Consider the following 17,977-nt stretch of genomic DNA (forward strand, 5'->3'; position numbering starts at 1 on the left):
GTCTCAGCGGGCCACGACACTGGGGGTATCCACGTCGGGTGCGTCAAACGATGCCCCGGCTGCCTCGGCGTCGGGACGCTCGGCCTCGGCGGTTCCGGCCGAGCTGCCTGGATGCTGGCCAGCGCTTTATGAGCGCATCGCTGCGGAGATCAAGCTGCGCCACTATGCCGGTAAGACGCTGAAAAGCGATATGAGCTGGTGGAGTCGAGATCCTGCCGCCCGGCTCGGGCGCATCTCCCAAGCCGGGCGGTACCCTTCGGTCTAGTCCTGGCGAATCCCCTCGATGCTCAGGATCATTTCGACGTCGCGCGAGGCCGGGCCGAGGTTGCGCTCGATGCCGAAGTCCTTGAGCGCGAAGCGTGTGGTGCCTTGGAATCCGCGTCGGTAGCCGCCCCAAGAGTCTTGGCCCGCACCGATTTCGGTGACCGCGATGGTCACAGGCTTGGTGATCCCTCGCAGGGTCAGGTCGCCTTTCAGAACTGCCGTGCCGTCATCCTTTGGGGTGAAGGAGGTGCTCTTGAAGGTCGCCTCCGGATACTGGCTCACGTCGAGGAAATCCTTGTCCCGCAGATGCTTGTCGCGCTCGGCGTGGTTCGAGTCGACGCTGGCCGTCTTGATGGTGACCTCGATGTTGGCCTCGCTCGGCGTGTCCTCGTCGTAGCTGAAGCGGCCGGAGAAGTCGTTGAAGCGGCCGTAGAGCCAGCTGTAGCCCAGGTGTGGGATACGGAACTGGATGAAGGCGTGTCCGCCCTCGGTGTCGATCACATAGTCTTCGGCCATTGCTAGGCCGGGCAGGGTCAGGGCGGCCGCGAGGCTGAGGGCGGTGAGTCGCTTGCGCATCATCATGATTATCCTTGCATTGAATGAGTTGTCGACAAGACACGGACAAGATGTCCGGGGAACGGTCTTCCGCCGGACACGGACATCGGGCTGGCTTGACCGCCGACGGCGGTCTCGCTTGCGGAGGATACGGCTAGGACCGCGCGGAACGGCGTCCGAGCATCCGCAGCAGGGTCGCGTCGCGGTCGATGAAATGGTGTTTCAGCGCCGCGAGGGCATGGACACCAGCCAGGGATACCAGCGCGATGGCGAGGACGAGATGGATGTCGCCCGCCAGGTCGGCCTGGCTCGGCAATCCGGTCAGGGTCGCCGGAATGCTGAACAGGCCGAAGACGTCGAGCGGCCGACCGTCGGCGGTCGAGATCAGATAGCCGCTCGCGATCACCAGGAACGGTAGTAGGTAGAGCAGGGCATGCATCAGGACCGCGATGCGCTGCTCCAGGGGCGGCCCCGGCTCCGGGCGTGGCATGGGATTGATTAGCCGCCAGCCGACCCGTAGCAGCAGCGCCAGGAGCAGCATCACCCCGACACCCTTGTGCAGATCCGGTGCTCGTCTGTACCAGGTGTCGTAATAGGTCAGCTCGACCATCCAGAGCCCCAGCGCGAACAGCCCGATCACGACGGCCGCGACCAGCCAGTGCAGCAGCACGGCGATCAGGCCATAGGTTTCCTCGGTATTACGCCACATTCCAATAGGCCCCAAATGCGAATGCATCTCTATAAGCGCTTTCTATCATCCGTCACCGCTCGGCGCAAGTTGCATGGATGCCTGCCATGCCGGGATGAGGCGGCTAGCCGCCGAAGGGCACATTCAGGCTCAGACGGATGTCGCGGCCGGGACTCAGGGTATAGCCCTTATAGGTATCCAGGAAGTCTCGGTATTCGGTATCGAACAGGTTGCTGACCGTCAGATTGAGTCGTGCGAGACGGTTGCCGAATGCCCGCAGCGCGATGCCGGCCTCCAGATCCATCAGGGTGTAGGCATCGGTGGAGGCGGTACCGAACGGCATGTCGTCGAACTGGGCGAAGGGCTCGCCGGGTGCGGCATCCTTGGAGGCGTTGTGCCGGACCTTCAGGGTCAGATAGGGCTCCCGGATCGGACCACGGTCGTCGAAGCGGTAGGTGGCGGCGAGACGCAGCGAATCCGCCGGCAATAGGGGCAGATCCTCGTCGGTGCGGTCGTTGGTGCCGCGCACCAGTTCCAGTGCCCCGGACAGTTCCAGGCGATCGGTCAGATCCCAGTGCGCCTCGAGCTCGAGGCCCGTCAGCAGGGCGTCGTCCTGCTGGTAGACGAAGACGGGAAGGTTGCCGCGCGCTTCGCCCGTGTCCTGCAGATAGATGTAGTCCGAGATGCTGTTGCGATACAGGGTCGCGCTTGCCCGCAAGCGGGGCGACTGCCAGCGCAGCCCGAGATCCAGGTTCAAGGACTTCTCCGCGTCCAGGTCCGGGTTGCCCTGCTGAATGGCGGCGACGCCGCCGTGCACGCCGTCGGCATAGAGCTCGAACAGGCTCGGCGCGCGAAAGCCGCGGGCGAGATTGCCCGCCAGGGCCAGCCGGTCCGTCAGCCGGTAGACCGCCCCCAGGGATCCGCTGAGCACGCTGTAATCGTGCGTGACCCGGCCCGAGAAGCCCAGATCGCCGCTGGTCTTGCTCGCGTCGGCCGTCACGCTGTGCCAGTCATGACGCAGTCCTGTCTGCAGGGTCAGGGGACCCATGTCCTTGCTCTCGAAGAGGAAGAAGGCGAGATTGCTGACCTCTCCACCTGGAGCCAGCACCGTGGTGCCGCGCGAGTATTGCGTCTTGTGCGCGTACTCCATCCCGAGGGTGCCGCCATCGAATGGGCCTAGGGCGTCGTGCATGGCCTCGAGACGTGCCTGATAGAGATCGAATTCCAGATGGACGGTGCCGTCATAGCCCTGCTCTCGCGTGCGTCCCTCAGAGTTGGCGCGACGCAGATTGTTCTGCCATGAGAGGGTGGGGTTGAGCGTCCAGCCGGAGGCGAGCGGTAGATCCCCGGACACCTGCACCTCGTCGTTGCGCAACCAGAGCCCGATGCCCTTTCCGGTCGGCAGGAGATAATTGTTCTCGTCGTTCCACTGGCTGATGCGAACGTCGAATTCGCCGATGCCGGTCATGAGTCCCATGCCGAACTGGGCATTGGCCTGGTCGAAATCCGTGTGCGGCAGGCGGCCGGTGAATTTGGGATCGGTGGGGTCGCCCGAGCCTGGCGCGGTCGCCGCATTCGGGGTGTCGAGATCGCCGGCCGAGCGGCGGATGAGACCGGTATAGAGACTCAGGATGTCGTTGTTGGCGCGTGCCTTCAGCCCCGCATCCCATTGATCGTTATTGCTGTGATACACGAGCAGGGTGTCGGCGCTGGTTTGCAGGGTGCCGTCGCCGCTGAAGTCGAAGGCCGGCCCCTGAACGTCGATGGCACCGCCGAGCGCGCCCGATCCGTACAGCAGACTGGAGGCACCGCGCACCACCTCGATCCGCTCGGCGAGGAAGGGATCGATGTTCGGCGGGTGGCGCGCGCCGTATTGCTGGTAGTCGACACCCATACCATTCGACAGCACCTGGACCTGATAGCCGCTCAAGCCGCGTATCACCGGCTTGCCCACCTGATTGCCCGCGGTGATCGAGTCGACGCCGGGCAGTTCCTGCAGCGTTTCGCCCAGGGTCAAGCGCTCGCGGCGCTGCAGTTCCTCGCCCGTGAGGACCGAGATATTGGCTGCCTGCAGACGCGGGTCGCCCGGCGTGGGAACGCCCGCAGTGACCTCGATGACATCCAGTTCGGTGTACTCGGCGAACCCGGTTTCGGCGCTGGCGCGCGGTACCGCCATGATCGCCGGACCCAGTCCGCCGATGAGTGCAATGGTTGCGACCGATGGCCAATTTCTGTTGGGACTGCAGCACAGAGTCATAGGGGCCTCACTAATCTATCGGCTCGAATCGAGCCTATCTGATCGAATCAAAATGTAATGATATAACGTTGTATACAGAGGCCCAAGGCCCCTGTACAGGACGAGCCTCCGGCATCTGGATCCCGATGACCTTCTAGATGGAAATGATTGTTATTGCGACTGACACGCGGAGGACGACCAGGCTCCGGTCGAGAAGCGGCACCTCTGCCCAGGAGACCCGGACCCGATGATGACCTCTCCGCTGCGGGAGAACGTCGACGCCCATCCGCAACCGGCCACGGCGGACCAGGCTCAGCTGATGCGTCTGGTCGCCGAAAAGGAACGGCACGCCGAGGTGGTGAAGGTGGAGGTCCGCGTCGTCTGGGGGGACTATTTCAAGGCACCACCGTTCGAGCAGATCCCGGGCGTGCACGACTCAGGGGGACGCTCCGTCGGGGCACGATGGGTCTTGGGATAGAGAGGTTCAGAGGGTCTTGTCATTCACGATCGAGGGGGATCGGAGCCCTTGTCCGTTCACAGACGCGCGGCGACCATGAGGTTGCCGTCGCTGGTGCGCGCGAGCTCGATCTCGACGCCATAGGTCTCTGCCAATACGGGTGAGGACAGGATCTCCTCCTTCGGGCCTGCCGCCAGGACCCTGCCGTCGCGCATCAGCAGGAGATGATCGGCGAAGCGCGCGGCGAGATTCAGGTCGTGCATCGCGGCGACGGTCACGACCTTGCGCTCGAGGGTCAGATCCCGCAGCGTCCGCATGGTTTCGAGCTGGTGGCGCAGGTCGAGCGCGCTGGTGGGCTCGTCGAGCAGAAACACCTCGGCCGTCCGGACCATGGCCTGGCAGATGGAGACCATCTGCTGCTGCCCGCCGGACAGCTCGGCGACATGGCGCTCGGCCAGATGCGTCACGCCGCAGCGGTGCAGCATGCGCTCGACGATGGTCACGTCCTCGTCGCGCACCCGCCAATCCTGCAGGTGCTTGCGCGCCAGCAAGACGACCTCGAAGACGGTCAGGGCCGCGGCGCTCGCGAAGGTTTGCGGCATGTAGCAGACCCTTCGAGCCCGTTCCGCCCGCGGCATCTCCAGCAGATACCGGTCGCCGAGTCGGATCGCGCCCGTCTGGGGCCGCAGGATACCGGCGATGCAGCGAAACAGGGTCGATTTGCCCGCCGCGTTGGGGCCGAGCAATGCGGTCAGTGCGCCGGCGGGGAGCAGGCCGGTATCGATCCCCTGCAGCACCGGCTTGTCCGGGTAGGCGAAGCTCAGACCATGCACATCGAGACTCATTGCCAGTTCCTGCGCCGGACCGAGAGGACCAGGCTGACGAAGAAGGGGATGCCGATCAAGGCGGTGATGATGCCGACCGGATAGATGACGCCCGGGGTGATGGATTTGCTCAGGATCGAGGTCAGCGACATCATCAGGGCGCCGGCGAGCATCGACAGGGGCAGAAAGAAGCGCTGATCCTCGCCCACCACCAGGCGGGCGATATGCGGACCGACGAGCCCGACGAAGCCGATCGTCCCGACGAAGGAGACCGCCGTCGCGGCCAGCAGCGAGACCCCGAGCAGGACCGTCAGCCGCAGCCGCTGCGCGTCGATGCCCAGGCTCGCCGCGCGCTCGTCGCCCAGACGCAGCGCGGTCAGCGCCCAGCCCCGAGAGAGGAAGTAGGGGACCACCAGGACCAGTACCAGGGCGCAGATGGCGAGCTTGTCCCAGCTGGCGCGCGACAGCGAGCCCATCATCCAGAACACGATCTGCATCAGCTGCACATCGCTCGCGGCATACTGCAGCAGACTCAGCAGGGCATTGAAGGTGAACATCAGGGCGATTCCCAGGAGCACCATGGTCTCGCTGGTGGCGCCGCGCAGGCGGGTGAGCAGATAGAGCAGATAGGCGGTCAGCAGCGCGAAGAGGAAGGCGTTCACCGTGACCAGCGCCTCGCTGCCGATCGGCACCAGCTCCGCCCCCATCACGATCGCCAGGGCGGCGCCGAATGCCGCCGCCGAGGAGATGCCGAGGGTGAAGGGATCGGCCAAGGGGTTGTTGAGGATGGTCTGCATCTCGGCGCCCGCGGCGCCGAGCATGGCGCCGACCAGGACCGCCATCAGCGCGATCGGCAGACGCAGATCCCAGACGATGATCCGCAGCTGCGGCCCCTCGGCGCCGGGATCGGCCAATACCGACAGCACCTGGTGCAGGCCGAAACCTCCGGGGCCGGTCGCGACGTCGAGGCACAGCGAGCCCAGCAGGGCGAGGCCGATCGCTGACAGCACCAGGACGCGCCTGTGGGTGCGTCGGCGGTAGGCCGAGGCCGCGCCGACTGGATCGCGGGCGAGGGACTCCATCATCTATGGGTCCAGGTGAGGCGGGCATTGCGCCATTCGGCGAAACGCAGCGCGTGTGCGGCGACGATGGACTTGAGCGTCTCCAGTGCCTGCCCATCGTCCGCGATGCACTGGACGTGCATCTGCTGCCCCTCCAGCGACATGAGACAGTCCCCCATGGGGAAACGCACCCTGGCATGGTCGCCATCGCGCTCGACCGCGACCTTGCGGGCGAAGTGACGGCAGAGCGAGTCGAAGTAGCCGGCGGCCTTGGCCGCCTGCAGACTGGTGCTAGAGGATGGCATCTCGGCTACCGGTTCGAGATCGCATAGGTGCCGGCGAGATCCACCGGGGCGAACCCCGCCAGCAGCCGCTCCAGCGTCCGCTCCGGCTCGAGATCGGCGAAGCGCTCCGGATGCAGCCACGTGGCGATCCGCTGCAGGGCGTAGACATTCAAGGGCGAGTTGTAGAAATGGTGCCAGAGGGCGTGCGCCCGGCCCTCGACCACCGCCGGCATGTCCGCGAAGCCCGGGCGTTCGAGCACCGCCTTGAGGGAGGTCCGCGCGGTCTCCGGATCGACGCCGGGCCCCAGGACGATGCGGGTCGGTGCCGCCGCGGACGCCGCGCTCGCATCCCCGACCGCGGACCCGATGTAGACCTCGGGCGCCGAGGCGATAACGTGCTCCAGGCTCAGCTCCCCGACCGCGCCGGGCAGCAGATCCTTGGCGACATTGCAGCCGCCGGCGGCCTCGACCAGATCGGCGAACATGCCCTTGCCGACCGTGATGCAGCATCTGCGGTCCGTGTCGACGCGCAGCTCCAGCAGCACCGAGGGGCAATGCTCCGGCGGGTTCCTGCGCAGGCGCCCGGTGACCTCTTCGACGGCCGTCTCGTAGAAGGTCTTGAAGCGCTCCGCCGCGTCCTCGAGTCCGAGCACCCGCCCGACGATCTCGACGCTGCGGGCGGTATTGGCCAATGGCTGCTGACGGAAGTCGATGAAGACCACCGGAATCCCCGCGGCCTCCAGGCGATCGATGATGTGATGCGCCTTGGCCCCAGGCCCGTGTCCCTGGACACCGAAGATGGCCACGTCCGGGGACGCCAGGATCGCCTGCTCGACGCTGACCGAATCCTCCGTGATCTGGCCGAAGGTCGGGATCCGGTCGATCTCCAGAAAGGCCCGTCGATAGCGGTCGAAGCCGACCGGGTCGAAGCGGCGAAACTCGTTCATCATGCCCGCGACCCGCTCCAGCGGCCTCTCGACGCCGAGCACCCCGAGCACCGCCAGGAATCGCCCCTCGCCGAGGATGATCTTGTCGGCCGGCCCCGCGAGCTCGACCTGGCGTCCGAGCACATCGGTCACCGTCAGGGCCAAGGCTTGACCGCTCAGCAGGACGCAGGTCATGAATGCGGCGAGCATGCCAGGCCATTTGGGCGCAGGCCGCTCGAGGGTGTCGGCATGTACTGGATGGAAGCGATTGGAGATCAATATCCGGCCCTCGGGGTCTTCGTGAAGCCCCTGTCCGTCGGACAGGGGCACGTCGGTCGCGAGCCGCATGTCCCCGCGGCTCGACAGGACTCAGAAACGCCAGCGCGCGGTCAGCCCGAAGGTCCGTCCCGGCTCGTTCAGGGCGATCACATTGGCCAGACCGAGCCCGTCCGAGCTACGGCTCTGATAGGCCTCGTCGAAGACGTTGCCGATATCCAGCCGGAGTTCGAGCCCCGCGATCTGCCGCGGCCGGTAAGCGGCATAGAGGTTCAGAACCTCGTAGCTCGGCAGCTCGATCTCGGTGTCGTTGTTTTCCAGCGCGATCTCGGCCGTGCCGCCGATCCGCCAGGCCGGGCTGATGTCCCAGCCGCCCTCAAGGGCGAAGATGTGCCCGACCGGGCGGCCGAAGTAATAGGCGGTCGAGCTGATCGCCTCGCCGTCGAGCTCCACATCAGCATAGGTGTAGCTCATGGCGGCGAAGGCGAGGGCGCCCGTCCACGAAATGGAGCCGTCGAAGCCCTCGGAGGTCAGATCGGTCTTCGCTCCCCGGTCGCCGCCGCTGGGCAGGACGGCATTGATGTCGTCGATCTCGGTGCGGAAAAGCGCCCCGCTCACCGCCCAGGGTCCGCTGTCGTAGCGCAGACCCAGCCGTGCGGCGTCCGAGCGCGAGGTGGTGAAGCCGTCGTAGGTCCAGTCGCCGCCGAAGTTCACCAGCGCGGCCTCGCCCAGCTCGTATCCGCCCCAGGTCGAGGCGAGGCCGGCATTCAGCGTGAGGGTGTCGGTCAGAATGATGTCGACCGCGCCGTTGCCGGAGAGACCCTCGGCGCTGAAATCGCTGCCGTCGGCGGCCTCGAATTCCTGCATGTCGACGCGCAGACCGTACGACAGGGACACCCGTGCGCCGAGGTCCTGGCGCGCCTGGGCGAAGAGTCCGACATCCCACATCTCCTCCTCGCCGCGGCTCGCGGTGCGGCCGCTGCCGCGCGACTTGCCCTCTGCGGTCTCCTTGAAGAAATCGAGCCCGGCGCTCAGCGTTCCGTCGCTCAGCTGCCATTCGTTCTTGAAGGTGCCGCTGAGACTGGTGTTCAGACCCCAGACGCCCACGGCGTCGATCTCCTGTTCGTTGTAGCTGAGCTGGACGGTGGGGGCGAACCAGCCCTCGGGCGTCTCGTCCGTGTAGGTCAGGGTGTAGGACTCGCGACCCGAGTAGCCGTCGACCATCACGCTCGGGCGGCCCACCACCTCGGCGAAGTCCGGGCGGATGAACAGCAGGCCGCCGGAGCCGGCCTGTGCCGCCCGCGTCCCTTTGTCCTCGGTCTTGGAGGCGGCGAAGGTGATGCGCTGACCGTCCGCCGTGGTATAGCCGAACTTGCCCACATAGGCCCTGAGGTCCGGCTCGGTGCCGGGCACGGTCTCGCCGTCGCCGTCATCGTACTCGTCGCCGACCTCGCGCGCGCCGCTCAGCAGGTATTCGAAGCCGTCCTCCTGGCCGAACAGGGTCAGGGTGCCGCGCAGGTCGGTGCCATTGGTGTCCGTGCCCAGGGTGACCAGGCCGCCGAAGCCCTCGTCCGGGTCCAGGAGATCGCGGGCATCCTTGGTCTCGTAGGCGATGGAGCCGCCTAGTCCACCGGGTCCGGCATCGGCCGGCGCGAGGCCGCGGGTGATCTCGACCCGCTTGAGAAGCGTCGGGTCGATCAGGATGTTGCCGGTATGATGGAAGGCGGATTTGTTCTGCCGCGCGCCGTCGATCGTCACCGACAGCAGGCTCTCCTCGATGCCGTTGACGAAGACCTTCTGGGCGATGGCGGCACCGCCGCTGACGGTGACCGAGGATTCGCCGGCGAAGAGATCCTTGACGGTCGAGGGATTGCGATCGTCGATCTGCGCTTGGGTCACCTCCGTGTTGCCGAGCAGCTCCTGCGCCGCCGCAGCCTCGATCCGCAAGGTCGGTAGAAGAACGCTTTCGGTCGTTTGATCGAACGTCTCCGCGAGCACCGGTGCGCTCGCGCCGCACGAGGCCATGAGTCCGGCCGCTAGGGCGATCTTGGATGCGTGGGGCGTGTCGCGGTGACGCGCGAGTGTCTGTCTATCGTTTTGAATCATGGTTGCTTGCCTCGCCGCTCGAAAGGCGTGCTCCTGATCGGAATTTCCATCGGATGATAAAGATTCTCAACCGCATCCGCTTTTGACCGATCGTTGAAGTGCTTTGCGCAAGCGCAAGCATCCGCTCGAAGCAGAGATGCCGAGGACCCTTTGCGTGAGCATCTGCGGTAGGGCGAGGGACCGCCCTGGAAGGCCGTGCTTGCTTAAGGATCGACTTAAATGTTATTGATAAGCAATATCATAAAATGTCGAAATCTTGTCCAAGCACCTTGCACACCCAAGCACATCCGCCCGAGGAGGTCTCGGATTCCACGCCCACCCTTGGCGCTCGACGAGACTCAGCCGCTGCGCTGGCGGCGAGCGCCTTCGTCGACGGTCAGGGTAATCGGATCAACAGGCTGCTCGAGGGACGCTGCACCCAGAGTCAAGTCGATCTGAAGCTCGAGATCCACGCCAACGACACCCTGGAGACGGCATCGGCGCACGGAAGTCTGCGCTTGCCGCCAAGAGTGACGGTCTGCGTCATGCTGGAAGGAGATCTCGACGCGGCGCTGGATGGCCGGCCATTGGCGATGACCGCCCAGCATGGGCCGAGCGGCCATCTCTGGATCAACCGTCGCGAGGCGCTGTTGGAGCGATGGGTTCGAGCCGGTCAACGGGTGCGCAAAGTGGTCATCACTTTGCCGGTGTCTCAACCGGGCGATGGCGCCGGCGAGTCGTCCACGGAGAGGTCGTTGATCGAAGGCTTCCCCGAGGATCTGACGTTCCTGCGCTGGCAACCTAGCGCTCAGGCGATTCGCTATGCGGAGGAGATCCTGGCCGAGGAACGCGGCGACAGGCCCATCGCCAGCCTGGAGAGTACCATTGCGGCCTTGGCCATCTTTCGCGGTGCGCTGTCGCATGGCGTCGACGAGAAACCCGCTCGCGCGCGGTCCTCGCCTGGGACGCGCGATCTGGTCCGCGCGCGCAAGGCTCGCGACTATATCCTGCGCTCGATCAATGAACCCATGAGCATCGCCGACATCGCCTCCCGAAATGGGATGAGCGTCAGCACCCTGCAGCGGGTGTTTAAGGGCTGTTTTGGGACGACCGTGAACGAATTCATGCGGATGCGTCGCCTCGAACTCGCTCGTCTCGCGCTACTGGAGAGGGGGGTGACGGTTGGAGAGGCGGCATTCGAGGCTGGGTATTCGAGTGCCGCCAACTTCTCCACGGCGTTCCAGCGTGCCTTCCGCTATCCGCCTTCCGCTTGCCTGCGTGGCTGAATGGTCTCGCCAGGATCCACCCGATTCGAGTCCGATCTGGCCCTAAACCCGGGCGATGGTTGTGGGAATTGACATCAGAAGGGGCGGGGCAGCTCACCCATGTGGGTGAGACTCTGCCCGACGCCTGACGAGGGTTCTATGCGGCCTCGGTCTGGGCCTCGCCCTCGGCGGAAGGGAAGTGTGCGCGGATGACCTCGATCCAGGTGTCGAGACGTCCCTGGGTCTTGCCGCTTTCGTTGACTTCGTCGAAGGCCAAACCCACCAAGGTGCCGTCACGCTCGGCGAAGGAGTTCTTGTAGGTGTAGCCGTCGGTGGGAATCGCGCCCACCAGGGTGGCTCCGTATTTGGTGAAGTCGTCGTACAGGGTCCCCAGCGCGCTGACGAAATGCTCGCCGTGATCCACGCAGTCCCCGGCACCGAAGAGGGCGATGGTCTTGCCGGAGAAGTCGGGCTTGTCGACGGACATCTCGAACAGCGGATCGCGCCAGTCGGATTGCACCTCTCCGGCCCCCCAGGTCGAGCAGCCGAAAAGCAAAAAGTCGTACTTCAGCATGTCGTCGACGTCATCGAAGTCTTCCTCCATGTTGTAGAGGTCGCAGATGTCTTGGCCAAGACGTTTGCGGATTTTCATCGCCACCGATTGGGTGACGCCGGAGGCGCTGCCGTAAAAAATGCCGATCTTGCTCATTGGAAATCCCTCAAAGAGCATTGTTGGAGGTGCTCTCGCACCGGTAAAGGAAACTTTCGAGCCACCCGTCGCAGAAGCAGGTCGAGACTCGGGTCGGCCCAGAGCGCACCGAGCCGAGCGTAAGCCAGCACGTGCTGCGGGGACCGCGAGACCCACTGGTGAAACGCGCTTGAATCGCCGGGACCGATCTCGTCGGTGGCCAGCCGCGCGAACCAGTTCAGCGCCGTCTGATGGACGACGCGGCGGCGGCCCTTCATCGCATGGGCGAATAGCCGCGGCAGGCCATGGGAGTCGCCGTGCCCGTCGGCCGCCAAGCGCAGATCGTCGCTGGCGCAAAACAGGAGGTGCTTGACGCGATTGGCGACGGCGGTCTCGTCGAGATGAAGCCTCTTGCCGATCTCCGCGTAGCCCAAGCCGTCCAGCCGCATCCACGCCCAAACCTGTTGACTGAACGGAGGCAAGTACTCCAGGGTTTGGCGCAACACCCGAAAATGCTGCAGCGACATCGCGTCGCCCTGGTCCCGACCCAGGTCGGCCCCGGCCAGGTCCATCAGTCGATAGAAGGCGAAGTTGTGGAGCGGATGCACCATCGCCGTCGGCACACTGGCCCGGCACTCATCGACCCAGACCTCAGCCTGATCCATCGGGGCGAAGTGACGCGCGGCGTCGAGGAGCACGGAGCGATGTGCGGCAAAGAACGAGGCGATTGGCTGCGGCATGAGGGCCTCATTTGGATGCGAAGGTACGGCTATGTTAAGGATCCTATGCCGCTAACGCAAATGAGACAGCTTCGCATTAGTGTTTGAGCTGCCGAATGACAGGAGGTGCCGCTGCAGGCCGAACAGAGCGGCAAGTCGCGGTTCAGGATCCGCGTCGACAACGACGGCCAGGGCTGGGAGTGGTGACCCTTCGACTAGGCGTTCTACGTCATCCTGAATCTCGCCGTCGGGGGTCGCTGGGGCGGGTGGTAGGGGATCGACGTCGATGTCTTTCCGCAGCGGATGTTGGTCGATTACGTTCGCATCATGAGAAGACGTGAAGCCGGTGATCTCGGAACCGCTGGGGCGCCAAAACCGCGTAACCTGGCGCCCAGAACTTGCCCAGGCTCGGTCAGAATCGATACTGGATACCGACACTCCAGACGTCGATGTCCGTATCCACCTTGCCGCCGAACTGGTAGCGATCCCAATCCCCGCGCACGGCGATCTGCTCGGTCAGGTCGACGCTGACCCCGAGCCCGAAGCTCAGGTCCGTTCCACTGTCGTCATCCTTGGAGATGGCGCTGCCGGAGGCGAGATAGGCGCGACTCTCGACATCGGCGCTCCAGACGACGGCCCCGAGCTTGGCGAAGCCATGGACGCGATCGGTGAAGGGATAGCCGGCGACCAGGCCGAGATTGAATGTGCTGCCCGCATCGAGCGTCGAGCGGAGGTGTCCCGGGTTGCTGCCGCCGATGTCCGTCTTGATCTCGTATTCGCCGAGATCGAGCCAAGTGGCCTCCAGGGCCAGATAGGGATTGAGGCGAAGACCGAAGAACAGCCGCCAGGAGGTCGCATCATCCTCCTTCGAGGATCCGGCGATCGCGAACCCCGCGTTCGCGAGCGGTTGCGTGACGTCCCCTTCGTCGAGATCGGCATAGGCCTTCCCGAGGCCTGCTCCGACATAGAAACCCGTTGCCGGGGAATCGGCCGCCACGACACCGGATGCGCCGAATAAGGCCATAGCGAGCGGAAAATAGAGTCGATTCTTCATCATCAGCAGCCCTTGAGAGTGTTCCGCCAGAGATCCAGTCGATTCGGACAAGGTGTATCGGCTCGATACCATTTCGTGCTCAAGGGTACTTCGCCGAGGTTACGTTTTTCTTGCACGATCGTTCTCGGGCAGGCCAATTCACAGACCGGTAACCATCGATCCCTATCCTTGACCCGCAGATGAGTCAACGCAGGAGCAAGGGGTCATGTTCGGCAAATCGTGTTCTCTGATCGCCGCCTTGATTGCGGCCATCTCTATCGGTTCTTCGGCGGCGGCATCCGGCCTCATGGGCGATACCACGCTGGATGCGGCGCTCGCGGCAGGAGGTCCCAGCGGCGAGGGTGGTCCGAATACGGGCGGATCGGGGTTCAACTTGACGCTGATCCACATCAACGATCATCACTCCCATATCGAGGCGAACTCCGGAGAACTGGTGCTGGGCGGGGATGACTCGGTGACGGTGGATGTGGAGACCGGCGGCTTTCCGCGCGTCGTGGCCGAGATCGAGGCGCTGAGATCGCGGAACGCCAACGTACTGACGCTGCATGCGGGCGATGCCGTCACCGGCACCATCTATTACTCCCTGTTCAAGGGCGAGGCCGACGCGGCGGTCATGAACCAGGTCTGCTTCGATGCCTTCGAGCTGGGCAATCACGAATTCGACGATAGCGATTCCGGTCTGGCCCAGTTCCTTGGGTATCTCAATGCCGATCCGAGCCTATGCAGGACCCCGGTGCTGGGTGCCAACGTGGTGCCCGCAGTCGGCACACCGCTCCATCCGGATGCGGCGACCGAGCTGGTTCGGCCCTACGTCGTCAAGGAGATCGGGGGCGAATCGGTCGGCATCATCGGCCTCGATATCGCACACAAGACCAAGGTGTCCTCGAGTCCACTGGACAGCACCCAATTCCTCGACGAGACCGAGACCGCTCAGCGCTATATCGATCGGCTTACGGCCATGGGCGTCGACAAGATCGTCCTGCTGACCCACTATCAGTACGAGAACGATCTCGCGATGGCCGCCAAGCTGCGCGGGGTCGATGCCATCGTCGGCGGCGATTCCCATACCCTGCTCGGCGAGCGATTCGCCGATTTCGGTCTGAACCCGGCCGGCCCCTATCCGACTCGGGTCAGGGATCTGGACGGCAATCTGGTCTGCGTGGTCCAGGCCTGGCAATACTCGGACGTGGTCGGCGAGCTGCATCTGAACTTCGATGAGGCCGGGCATGTGAGCGACTGTTCGGGGACGCCGCATCTGCTGCTGGGCGATACCTTCGAACGGGATGACGCGGCCCTGGAGGGGGCGGATCTGCAGGCGGTCCTGGATCTGATCGCGGCCACCCCGGAGCTCGATATCGTCGAGCCCGACGCGACCACCCAATCGATCGTCGACTACTACGCCCAGGACGTGGAGGTGCTCAAGACCTCCCTGGTGGGCAGGGCCACCGAGAACCTCTGTCTGGAGCGCATTCCGGGCCAGGGACGCAGCTCCATCTGTGACGTTCGCATGACCCAGGCCAACGGTGGTGACATCCAGCAGCTCGTCGCCTACGCCTATCTGGAGCGCAGCTTCGAGGCGGACGTCGCCATCCAGAACGGCGGCGGGGTGCGCATCGACATCCCGGCCGGCGACATCAGCATCAACGACGTCTTCACCCTGCTGCCCTTCGCAAACACATTGGTGAACCTCCGGATGACCGGCGCCGAAATCAGGCAGGTGCTGGAGGAGTCGGTCTCGGCCTTCCAAGACGTCGAGGACGGCTCCACCGGGGCCTATCCCTACGCCGCGAATCTGCGCTGGGATCTGGACTTGAGCCAGCCCTTCGGCAGCCGCTTCTCCAACATCGAGATCCGCCGCAAGGGCGCGACCGAATGGAGCGCGCTCGCCGACACCGATCAGGTGACGGTGGTGACCAACGACTATCTCGCCGCCGGCGGCGACGGCTATGCCACCTTCGAGACCGTGAGCGAGGACGGACGCATGGTCGACACCTACATCGACTATGCCCAGGGATTCATCGACTACCTGCAGCAGGATCTGGGCGGAGCGGCCGCTGGCGATCCCATCCTGGCCGCGCCTCCGCAGGTGACGCCCGTTGCTTGTAGCGACTACAGCAGCCAGACCTTCATCGACGCGGAAGGCCAGCTGCAGCTGCCGGATCCGAATTATCCGAGGGTGTGCGAATGATCTGAGGCTTCACGCAACGGATGATGCTCTCGCGCACTCCTCTCGGCCCCGAGCGGCTTGAGCAGCATGATCAGGGCGGGGGCGAAGAAGAGGTCCGCCAGCAGGGCCCAGGTGAAGGCGAAGCCGAACAGGAGCCCGAGCTTGAAGAAGCCGAGCAACGCGGAGGTCAGGAAGACCCCGTTGCCGATGATCAGAATCAGGGTGGTGAAGGTCAGGGGGCGACCGACGCTGCTCAGGGTGTCTCGCAGTGCCTGGTCGTAATTCCCGCTGCGGTTGAACTCCGCCTTGAAGCGGGTGAAGAAATGGATGGTGTCGTCGACGGCCACGCCGATGATGACGGCGGCGAAGCTGATGGTGATGAGGTCCAGATACCAGCCCATCAGGCCCATGAATCCCATGGTGACGAACACGGGCAGCAGGTTCGGGATCATGCTGATGAGTCCGAGCCGGACGGAGCGCAGCACCAGGATCATCACCAGGGTGATCGCGGAGAGCGCGGCGATGAAGCTGTTGCGCTGTCCCTCGAAGAGGATGTCGTTCAGGGCCAGATAATTTCGCATGCCGCCCGCCTCGACGATCTCCACATCGCCATCGGGAAACAGTTCCGCGACCTTCGCACGCATGAAATCGGACAGCGCCCGTGCGTCGGCGGTGTCGAGCGACTTGATCTTGAGGGTCAGTCTGGCCTGGTCGTAGGTGAAGCCGACCAGACGATCCAGGGTGTTGCCGCCGGAGGTTTCGTAGAGGAAGAGGTACTGAGCCAGTGCCTCGCGCGTCTCCGGCAGACGGTAGGCGTCTGGATCGTTGCCGTGCAGTGCCCGATGCATCTTCTTGAGGACCCGGGTGACGGAGACGCTCTTGGTCACCAGCGGATGCGCCTCCGCGGCCAGCATCAGCCGGTCGAGCCGGGCCATGAATTCCGGGTCCTTTACCCCGGATGCCGTTCCGGTATCGAGCAGATATTCCAGCGAAGAGGCCGCTCCGAGCCGCTCGTCGACCAGGTCCAGGGTCTGCCGCAGGGGCTCGCTCTTGAAGATCAGCTTGGAGGTGTTGGATTCGACCTTGATCAGCGTGAAGCCCCAGACGGTCACGGCCAGGAGGACGGAGAAGACGAGGACGATCTTGCGCGGGTGTCCGACGACGCCGCGGTGAACCAGCCGCAGCCAGCGATCGAAGACGTCTCCGGCACCGCCCCTGTCACGCCTTCTGGCGCTCGGCTTCGGGTGTTTGCTGCCGAACGAGTAGAGGATTGGGACCAGGATGATGGTCAGCACGAAGGCATAGAAGACGCCGCTGGCGACATAGATTCCCATTTCCCGAAACGGCTTCACATGGGTGGTCAGATAGGCGAGAAAGCCGATGCCGGTGGTCAGCGACGTCAGCAGGATGGGGCCGCCCACCTCGCCGAACGCCTCCTTCAGGGCCTGGATCCGCGAGACACCGCGGTCGATCCGGTCGTGGAAGGCGGCGATGCCGTGCATCGAATCCCCGATGCCCACGCAGATCAGCATGACCGGCAGGGCGATGCTCAGCAGGTTCATCGTCAGACCGAGCGCGCCGATGGTCCCGATGGTCCAGAACACCGCGATCACGGTCACCGTCAGTGGGACCAGCACGCCCCTGGGTCCCCGGGCCAGCCAGAGCAGCAGGACGGCCATGACGAGGATGAGGGTCATGAACAGCTTGGAGGTCTGCTGTTTGGCGAGGGCGTCGTATTGGTAGCTGAAATGCGGGGCTCCGGCGACATAGGGTTGGAGCGCGGCGTAGGCCGGCTCGGCCAATACCTTGTCGACGGCCTCCGCGACGCTGTATCTCGGGTTGGAATCCTCTTCCTCGTCGGGATAGGCGCCGAGCTCGATCAGCATGGCGAGCACGCTGCCGTCCCGTGCGATGAGGTTGTCGACGAATTCCTCTTCCGCCAGGGCCTCGCGCAGTCTGGTCTCGATGTCCGCCGACGTTCGTGGGATCTCGGGCATGAAGTCTTGGATCACCACCTCCTGCTCCGCACCTCCGGTCCCCAGGATGCGCTCCACGTTGCCGAGCCAGGTCACCTTGTCGGCATAGGGCACGGTCTCCATGAAGCGCTCGGGCAATGAGGACATGGTCCTCAGGTTCTCCGGCGTGAAGGGCGTTCGCTCCTGGGTGAAGAGCAGATAGACGAACTCGTAGTTGCCGAAGACCGCGTCGAAGCGCGCCTTCGCCTCGAGGACGCTGTGTCCCTCGACGAACCAGATATCGCTGGAATTGTCGAACCGGACCTTGGACATCTGCATGCCGAACAGAACCGATATGGCCAGGACGATGCCCAGCCAGAGCCAGCGAAAACGGATCATGTGACCCGCCACCGCCGTCCAGAAACGGCTGTAGCCGCCGATGCCTTCGTTCTCCAGTGTATTTGCCATGAGTC

General features: G+C 64.5%; 15 protein-coding genes. 3 read left to right on the forward strand and 12 right to left on the reverse strand.

Features of this window, described 5'->3' with window-relative positions:
* Positions 1–261: 261 nt before the first annotated feature.
* The 3 genes from THIDRDRAFT_RS15340 to THIDRDRAFT_RS15350 form a co-directional block, all read right to left on the reverse strand.
* Positions 262–846 (reverse strand): YceI family protein, encoded by a 585-nt coding sequence (locus THIDRDRAFT_RS15340; protein WP_007041789.1) that lies wholly within the window; start codon positions 844–846, stop codon positions 262–264.
* Between the two features lie 127 nt (positions 847–973).
* Positions 974–1,528, reverse strand: a complete 555-nt coding sequence (locus THIDRDRAFT_RS15345; protein WP_007041790.1) for a cytochrome b — start codon at positions 1,526–1,528, stop codon at positions 974–976.
* A gap of 103 nt (positions 1,529–1,631) precedes the next feature.
* Complete coding sequence (locus THIDRDRAFT_RS15350) at positions 1,632–3,764, reverse strand: TonB-dependent receptor (RefSeq protein WP_007041791.1); 2,133 nt, start codon at positions 3,762–3,764, stop codon at positions 1,632–1,634.
* Between the two features lie 226 nt (positions 3,765–3,990).
* Between THIDRDRAFT_RS15350 and THIDRDRAFT_RS15355 the strand changes: the two genes are divergently transcribed.
* The gene (locus tag THIDRDRAFT_RS15355) at positions 3,991–4,221 is read left to right on the forward strand and encodes a superoxide dismutase [Ni] (RefSeq protein ID WP_007041792.1); all 231 of its coding nucleotides are present in this window, start codon (positions 3,991–3,993) and stop codon (positions 4,219–4,221) included.
* 56 nt (positions 4,222–4,277) lie between these two features.
* Here THIDRDRAFT_RS15355 and THIDRDRAFT_RS15360 read toward each other — a convergent pair whose 3' ends face one another.
* From THIDRDRAFT_RS15360 to THIDRDRAFT_RS15380, 5 genes are read right to left on the reverse strand one after another with little or no spacing between them, the layout of a single operon-like run.
* Positions 4,278–5,045 (reverse strand): ABC transporter ATP-binding protein, encoded by a 768-nt coding sequence (locus tag THIDRDRAFT_RS15360; protein WP_007041793.1) that lies wholly within the window; start codon positions 5,043–5,045, stop codon positions 4,278–4,280.
* A complete protein-coding gene (locus THIDRDRAFT_RS15365) occupies positions 5,042–6,109 on the reverse strand; it encodes a FecCD family ABC transporter permease (RefSeq protein ID WP_007041794.1) in 1,068 nt (355 codons plus the stop codon). Before THIDRDRAFT_RS15365 ends, THIDRDRAFT_RS15360 begins: the two co-directional genes overlap by 4 nt.
* Complete coding sequence (locus tag THIDRDRAFT_RS15370) at positions 6,106–6,390, reverse strand: DUF2218 domain-containing protein (RefSeq protein ID WP_007041795.1); 285 nt, start codon at positions 6,388–6,390, stop codon at positions 6,106–6,108. Before THIDRDRAFT_RS15370 ends, THIDRDRAFT_RS15365 begins: the two co-directional genes overlap by 4 nt.
* Before the next feature lie 5 nt (positions 6,391–6,395).
* Positions 6,396–7,643 carry an ABC transporter substrate-binding protein gene (locus THIDRDRAFT_RS15375; RefSeq protein WP_007041796.1) on the reverse strand — a complete coding sequence of 416 codons (1,248 nt, stop codon included), beginning with the start codon at positions 7,641–7,643 and terminating at the stop codon, positions 6,396–6,398.
* A 21-nt stretch (positions 7,644–7,664) separates the two neighbouring features.
* Entirely contained in the window at positions 7,665–9,677 is a 2,013-nt protein-coding gene (locus THIDRDRAFT_RS15380) for a TonB-dependent receptor domain-containing protein (protein WP_007041797.1), read from the reverse strand.
* Between the two features lie 269 nt (positions 9,678–9,946).
* Between THIDRDRAFT_RS15380 and THIDRDRAFT_RS15385 the strand changes: the two genes are divergently transcribed.
* Positions 9,947–10,942, forward strand: a complete 996-nt coding sequence (locus tag THIDRDRAFT_RS15385) for a helix-turn-helix domain-containing protein (protein WP_040845026.1) — start codon at positions 9,947–9,949, stop codon at positions 10,940–10,942.
* Between the two features lie 136 nt (positions 10,943–11,078).
* On the opposite strand, the gene THIDRDRAFT_RS15390 is transcribed toward THIDRDRAFT_RS15385, so the two are convergent.
* From THIDRDRAFT_RS15390 to THIDRDRAFT_RS15400, 3 genes are all read right to left on the reverse strand, one after another.
* On the reverse strand, positions 11,079–11,630 hold the full coding sequence (locus THIDRDRAFT_RS15390; protein WP_007041799.1) for a flavodoxin: 552 nt from the start codon (positions 11,628–11,630) through the stop codon (positions 11,079–11,081).
* A complete protein-coding gene (locus THIDRDRAFT_RS15395; RefSeq protein WP_007041800.1) occupies positions 11,627–12,349 on the reverse strand; it encodes a DUF4880 domain-containing protein in 723 nt (240 codons plus the stop codon). Before THIDRDRAFT_RS15395 ends, THIDRDRAFT_RS15390 begins: the two co-directional genes overlap by 4 nt.
* A gap of 391 nt (positions 12,350–12,740) precedes the next feature.
* Positions 12,741–13,385: an outer membrane beta-barrel protein gene (locus THIDRDRAFT_RS15400; protein ID WP_007041801.1), complete on the reverse strand. Its 645-nt coding sequence runs from the start codon at positions 13,383–13,385 to the stop codon at positions 12,741–12,743.
* A gap of 202 nt (positions 13,386–13,587) precedes the next feature.
* On the opposite strand from THIDRDRAFT_RS15400, the gene THIDRDRAFT_RS15405 reads away from it, so the two are divergent.
* Positions 13,588–15,570, forward strand: a complete 1,983-nt coding sequence (locus THIDRDRAFT_RS15405; protein WP_007041802.1) for a bifunctional metallophosphatase/5'-nucleotidase — start codon at positions 13,588–13,590, stop codon at positions 15,568–15,570.
* On the opposite strand, the gene THIDRDRAFT_RS15410 is transcribed toward THIDRDRAFT_RS15405, so the two are convergent.
* Positions 15,549–17,972, reverse strand: coding sequence for an efflux RND transporter permease subunit (locus tag THIDRDRAFT_RS15410; protein ID WP_007041803.1), 2,424 nt, complete (start codon positions 17,970–17,972; stop codon positions 15,549–15,551). The genes THIDRDRAFT_RS15405 and THIDRDRAFT_RS15410 overlap by 22 nt on opposite strands.
* Positions 17,973–17,977: the final 5 nt, after the last annotated feature.

This window comes from Thiorhodococcus drewsii AZ1 (assembly GCF_000224065.1).
Classification (GTDB): domain Bacteria; phylum Pseudomonadota; class Gammaproteobacteria; order Chromatiales; family Chromatiaceae; genus Imhoffiella; species Imhoffiella drewsii.

What these genes read in the sequence shown, in the direction of transcription:
- THIDRDRAFT_RS15340 (WP_007041789.1), bottom strand. Translation starts at nt 846, where the DNA reads ATGATGATGCGCAAGCGACTCACCGCCCTCAGCCTCGCGGCCGCCCTG.
- THIDRDRAFT_RS15345 (WP_007041790.1), bottom strand. Translation starts at nt 1,528, where the DNA reads ATGTGGCGTAATACCGAGGAAACCTATGGCCTGATCGCCGTGCTGCTG.
- THIDRDRAFT_RS15350 (WP_007041791.1), bottom strand. Translation starts at nt 3,764, where the DNA reads ATGACTCTGTGCTGCAGTCCCAACAGAAATTGGCCATCGGTCGCAACC.
- THIDRDRAFT_RS15355 (WP_007041792.1), top strand. Translation starts at nt 3,991, where the DNA reads ATGATGACCTCTCCGCTGCGGGAGAACGTCGACGCCCATCCGCAACCG.
- THIDRDRAFT_RS15360 (WP_007041793.1), bottom strand. Translation starts at nt 5,045, where the DNA reads ATGAGTCTCGATGTGCATGGTCTGAGCTTCGCCTACCCGGACAAGCCG.
- THIDRDRAFT_RS15365 (WP_007041794.1), bottom strand. Translation starts at nt 6,109, where the DNA reads ATGATGGAGTCCCTCGCCCGCGATCCAGTCGGCGCGGCCTCGGCCTAC.
- THIDRDRAFT_RS15370 (WP_007041795.1), bottom strand. Translation starts at nt 6,390, where the DNA reads ATGCCATCCTCTAGCACCAGTCTGCAGGCGGCCAAGGCCGCCGGCTAC.
- THIDRDRAFT_RS15375 (WP_007041796.1), bottom strand. Translation starts at nt 7,643, where the DNA reads ATGCGGCTCGCGACCGACGTGCCCCTGTCCGACGGACAGGGGCTTCAC.
- THIDRDRAFT_RS15380 (WP_007041797.1), bottom strand. Translation starts at nt 9,677, where the DNA reads ATGATTCAAAACGATAGACAGACACTCGCGCGTCACCGCGACACGCCC.
- THIDRDRAFT_RS15390 (WP_007041799.1), bottom strand. Translation starts at nt 11,630, where the DNA reads ATGAGCAAGATCGGCATTTTTTACGGCAGCGCCTCCGGCGTCACCCAA.
- THIDRDRAFT_RS15395 (WP_007041800.1), bottom strand. Translation starts at nt 12,349, where the DNA reads ATGCCGCAGCCAATCGCCTCGTTCTTTGCCGCACATCGCTCCGTGCTC.
- THIDRDRAFT_RS15400 (WP_007041801.1), bottom strand. Translation starts at nt 13,385, where the DNA reads ATGATGAAGAATCGACTCTATTTTCCGCTCGCTATGGCCTTATTCGGC.
- THIDRDRAFT_RS15405 (WP_007041802.1), top strand. Translation starts at nt 13,588, where the DNA reads ATGTTCGGCAAATCGTGTTCTCTGATCGCCGCCTTGATTGCGGCCATC.
- THIDRDRAFT_RS15410 (WP_007041803.1), bottom strand. Translation starts at nt 17,972, where the DNA reads ATGGCAAATACACTGGAGAACGAAGGCATCGGCGGCTACAGCCGTTTC.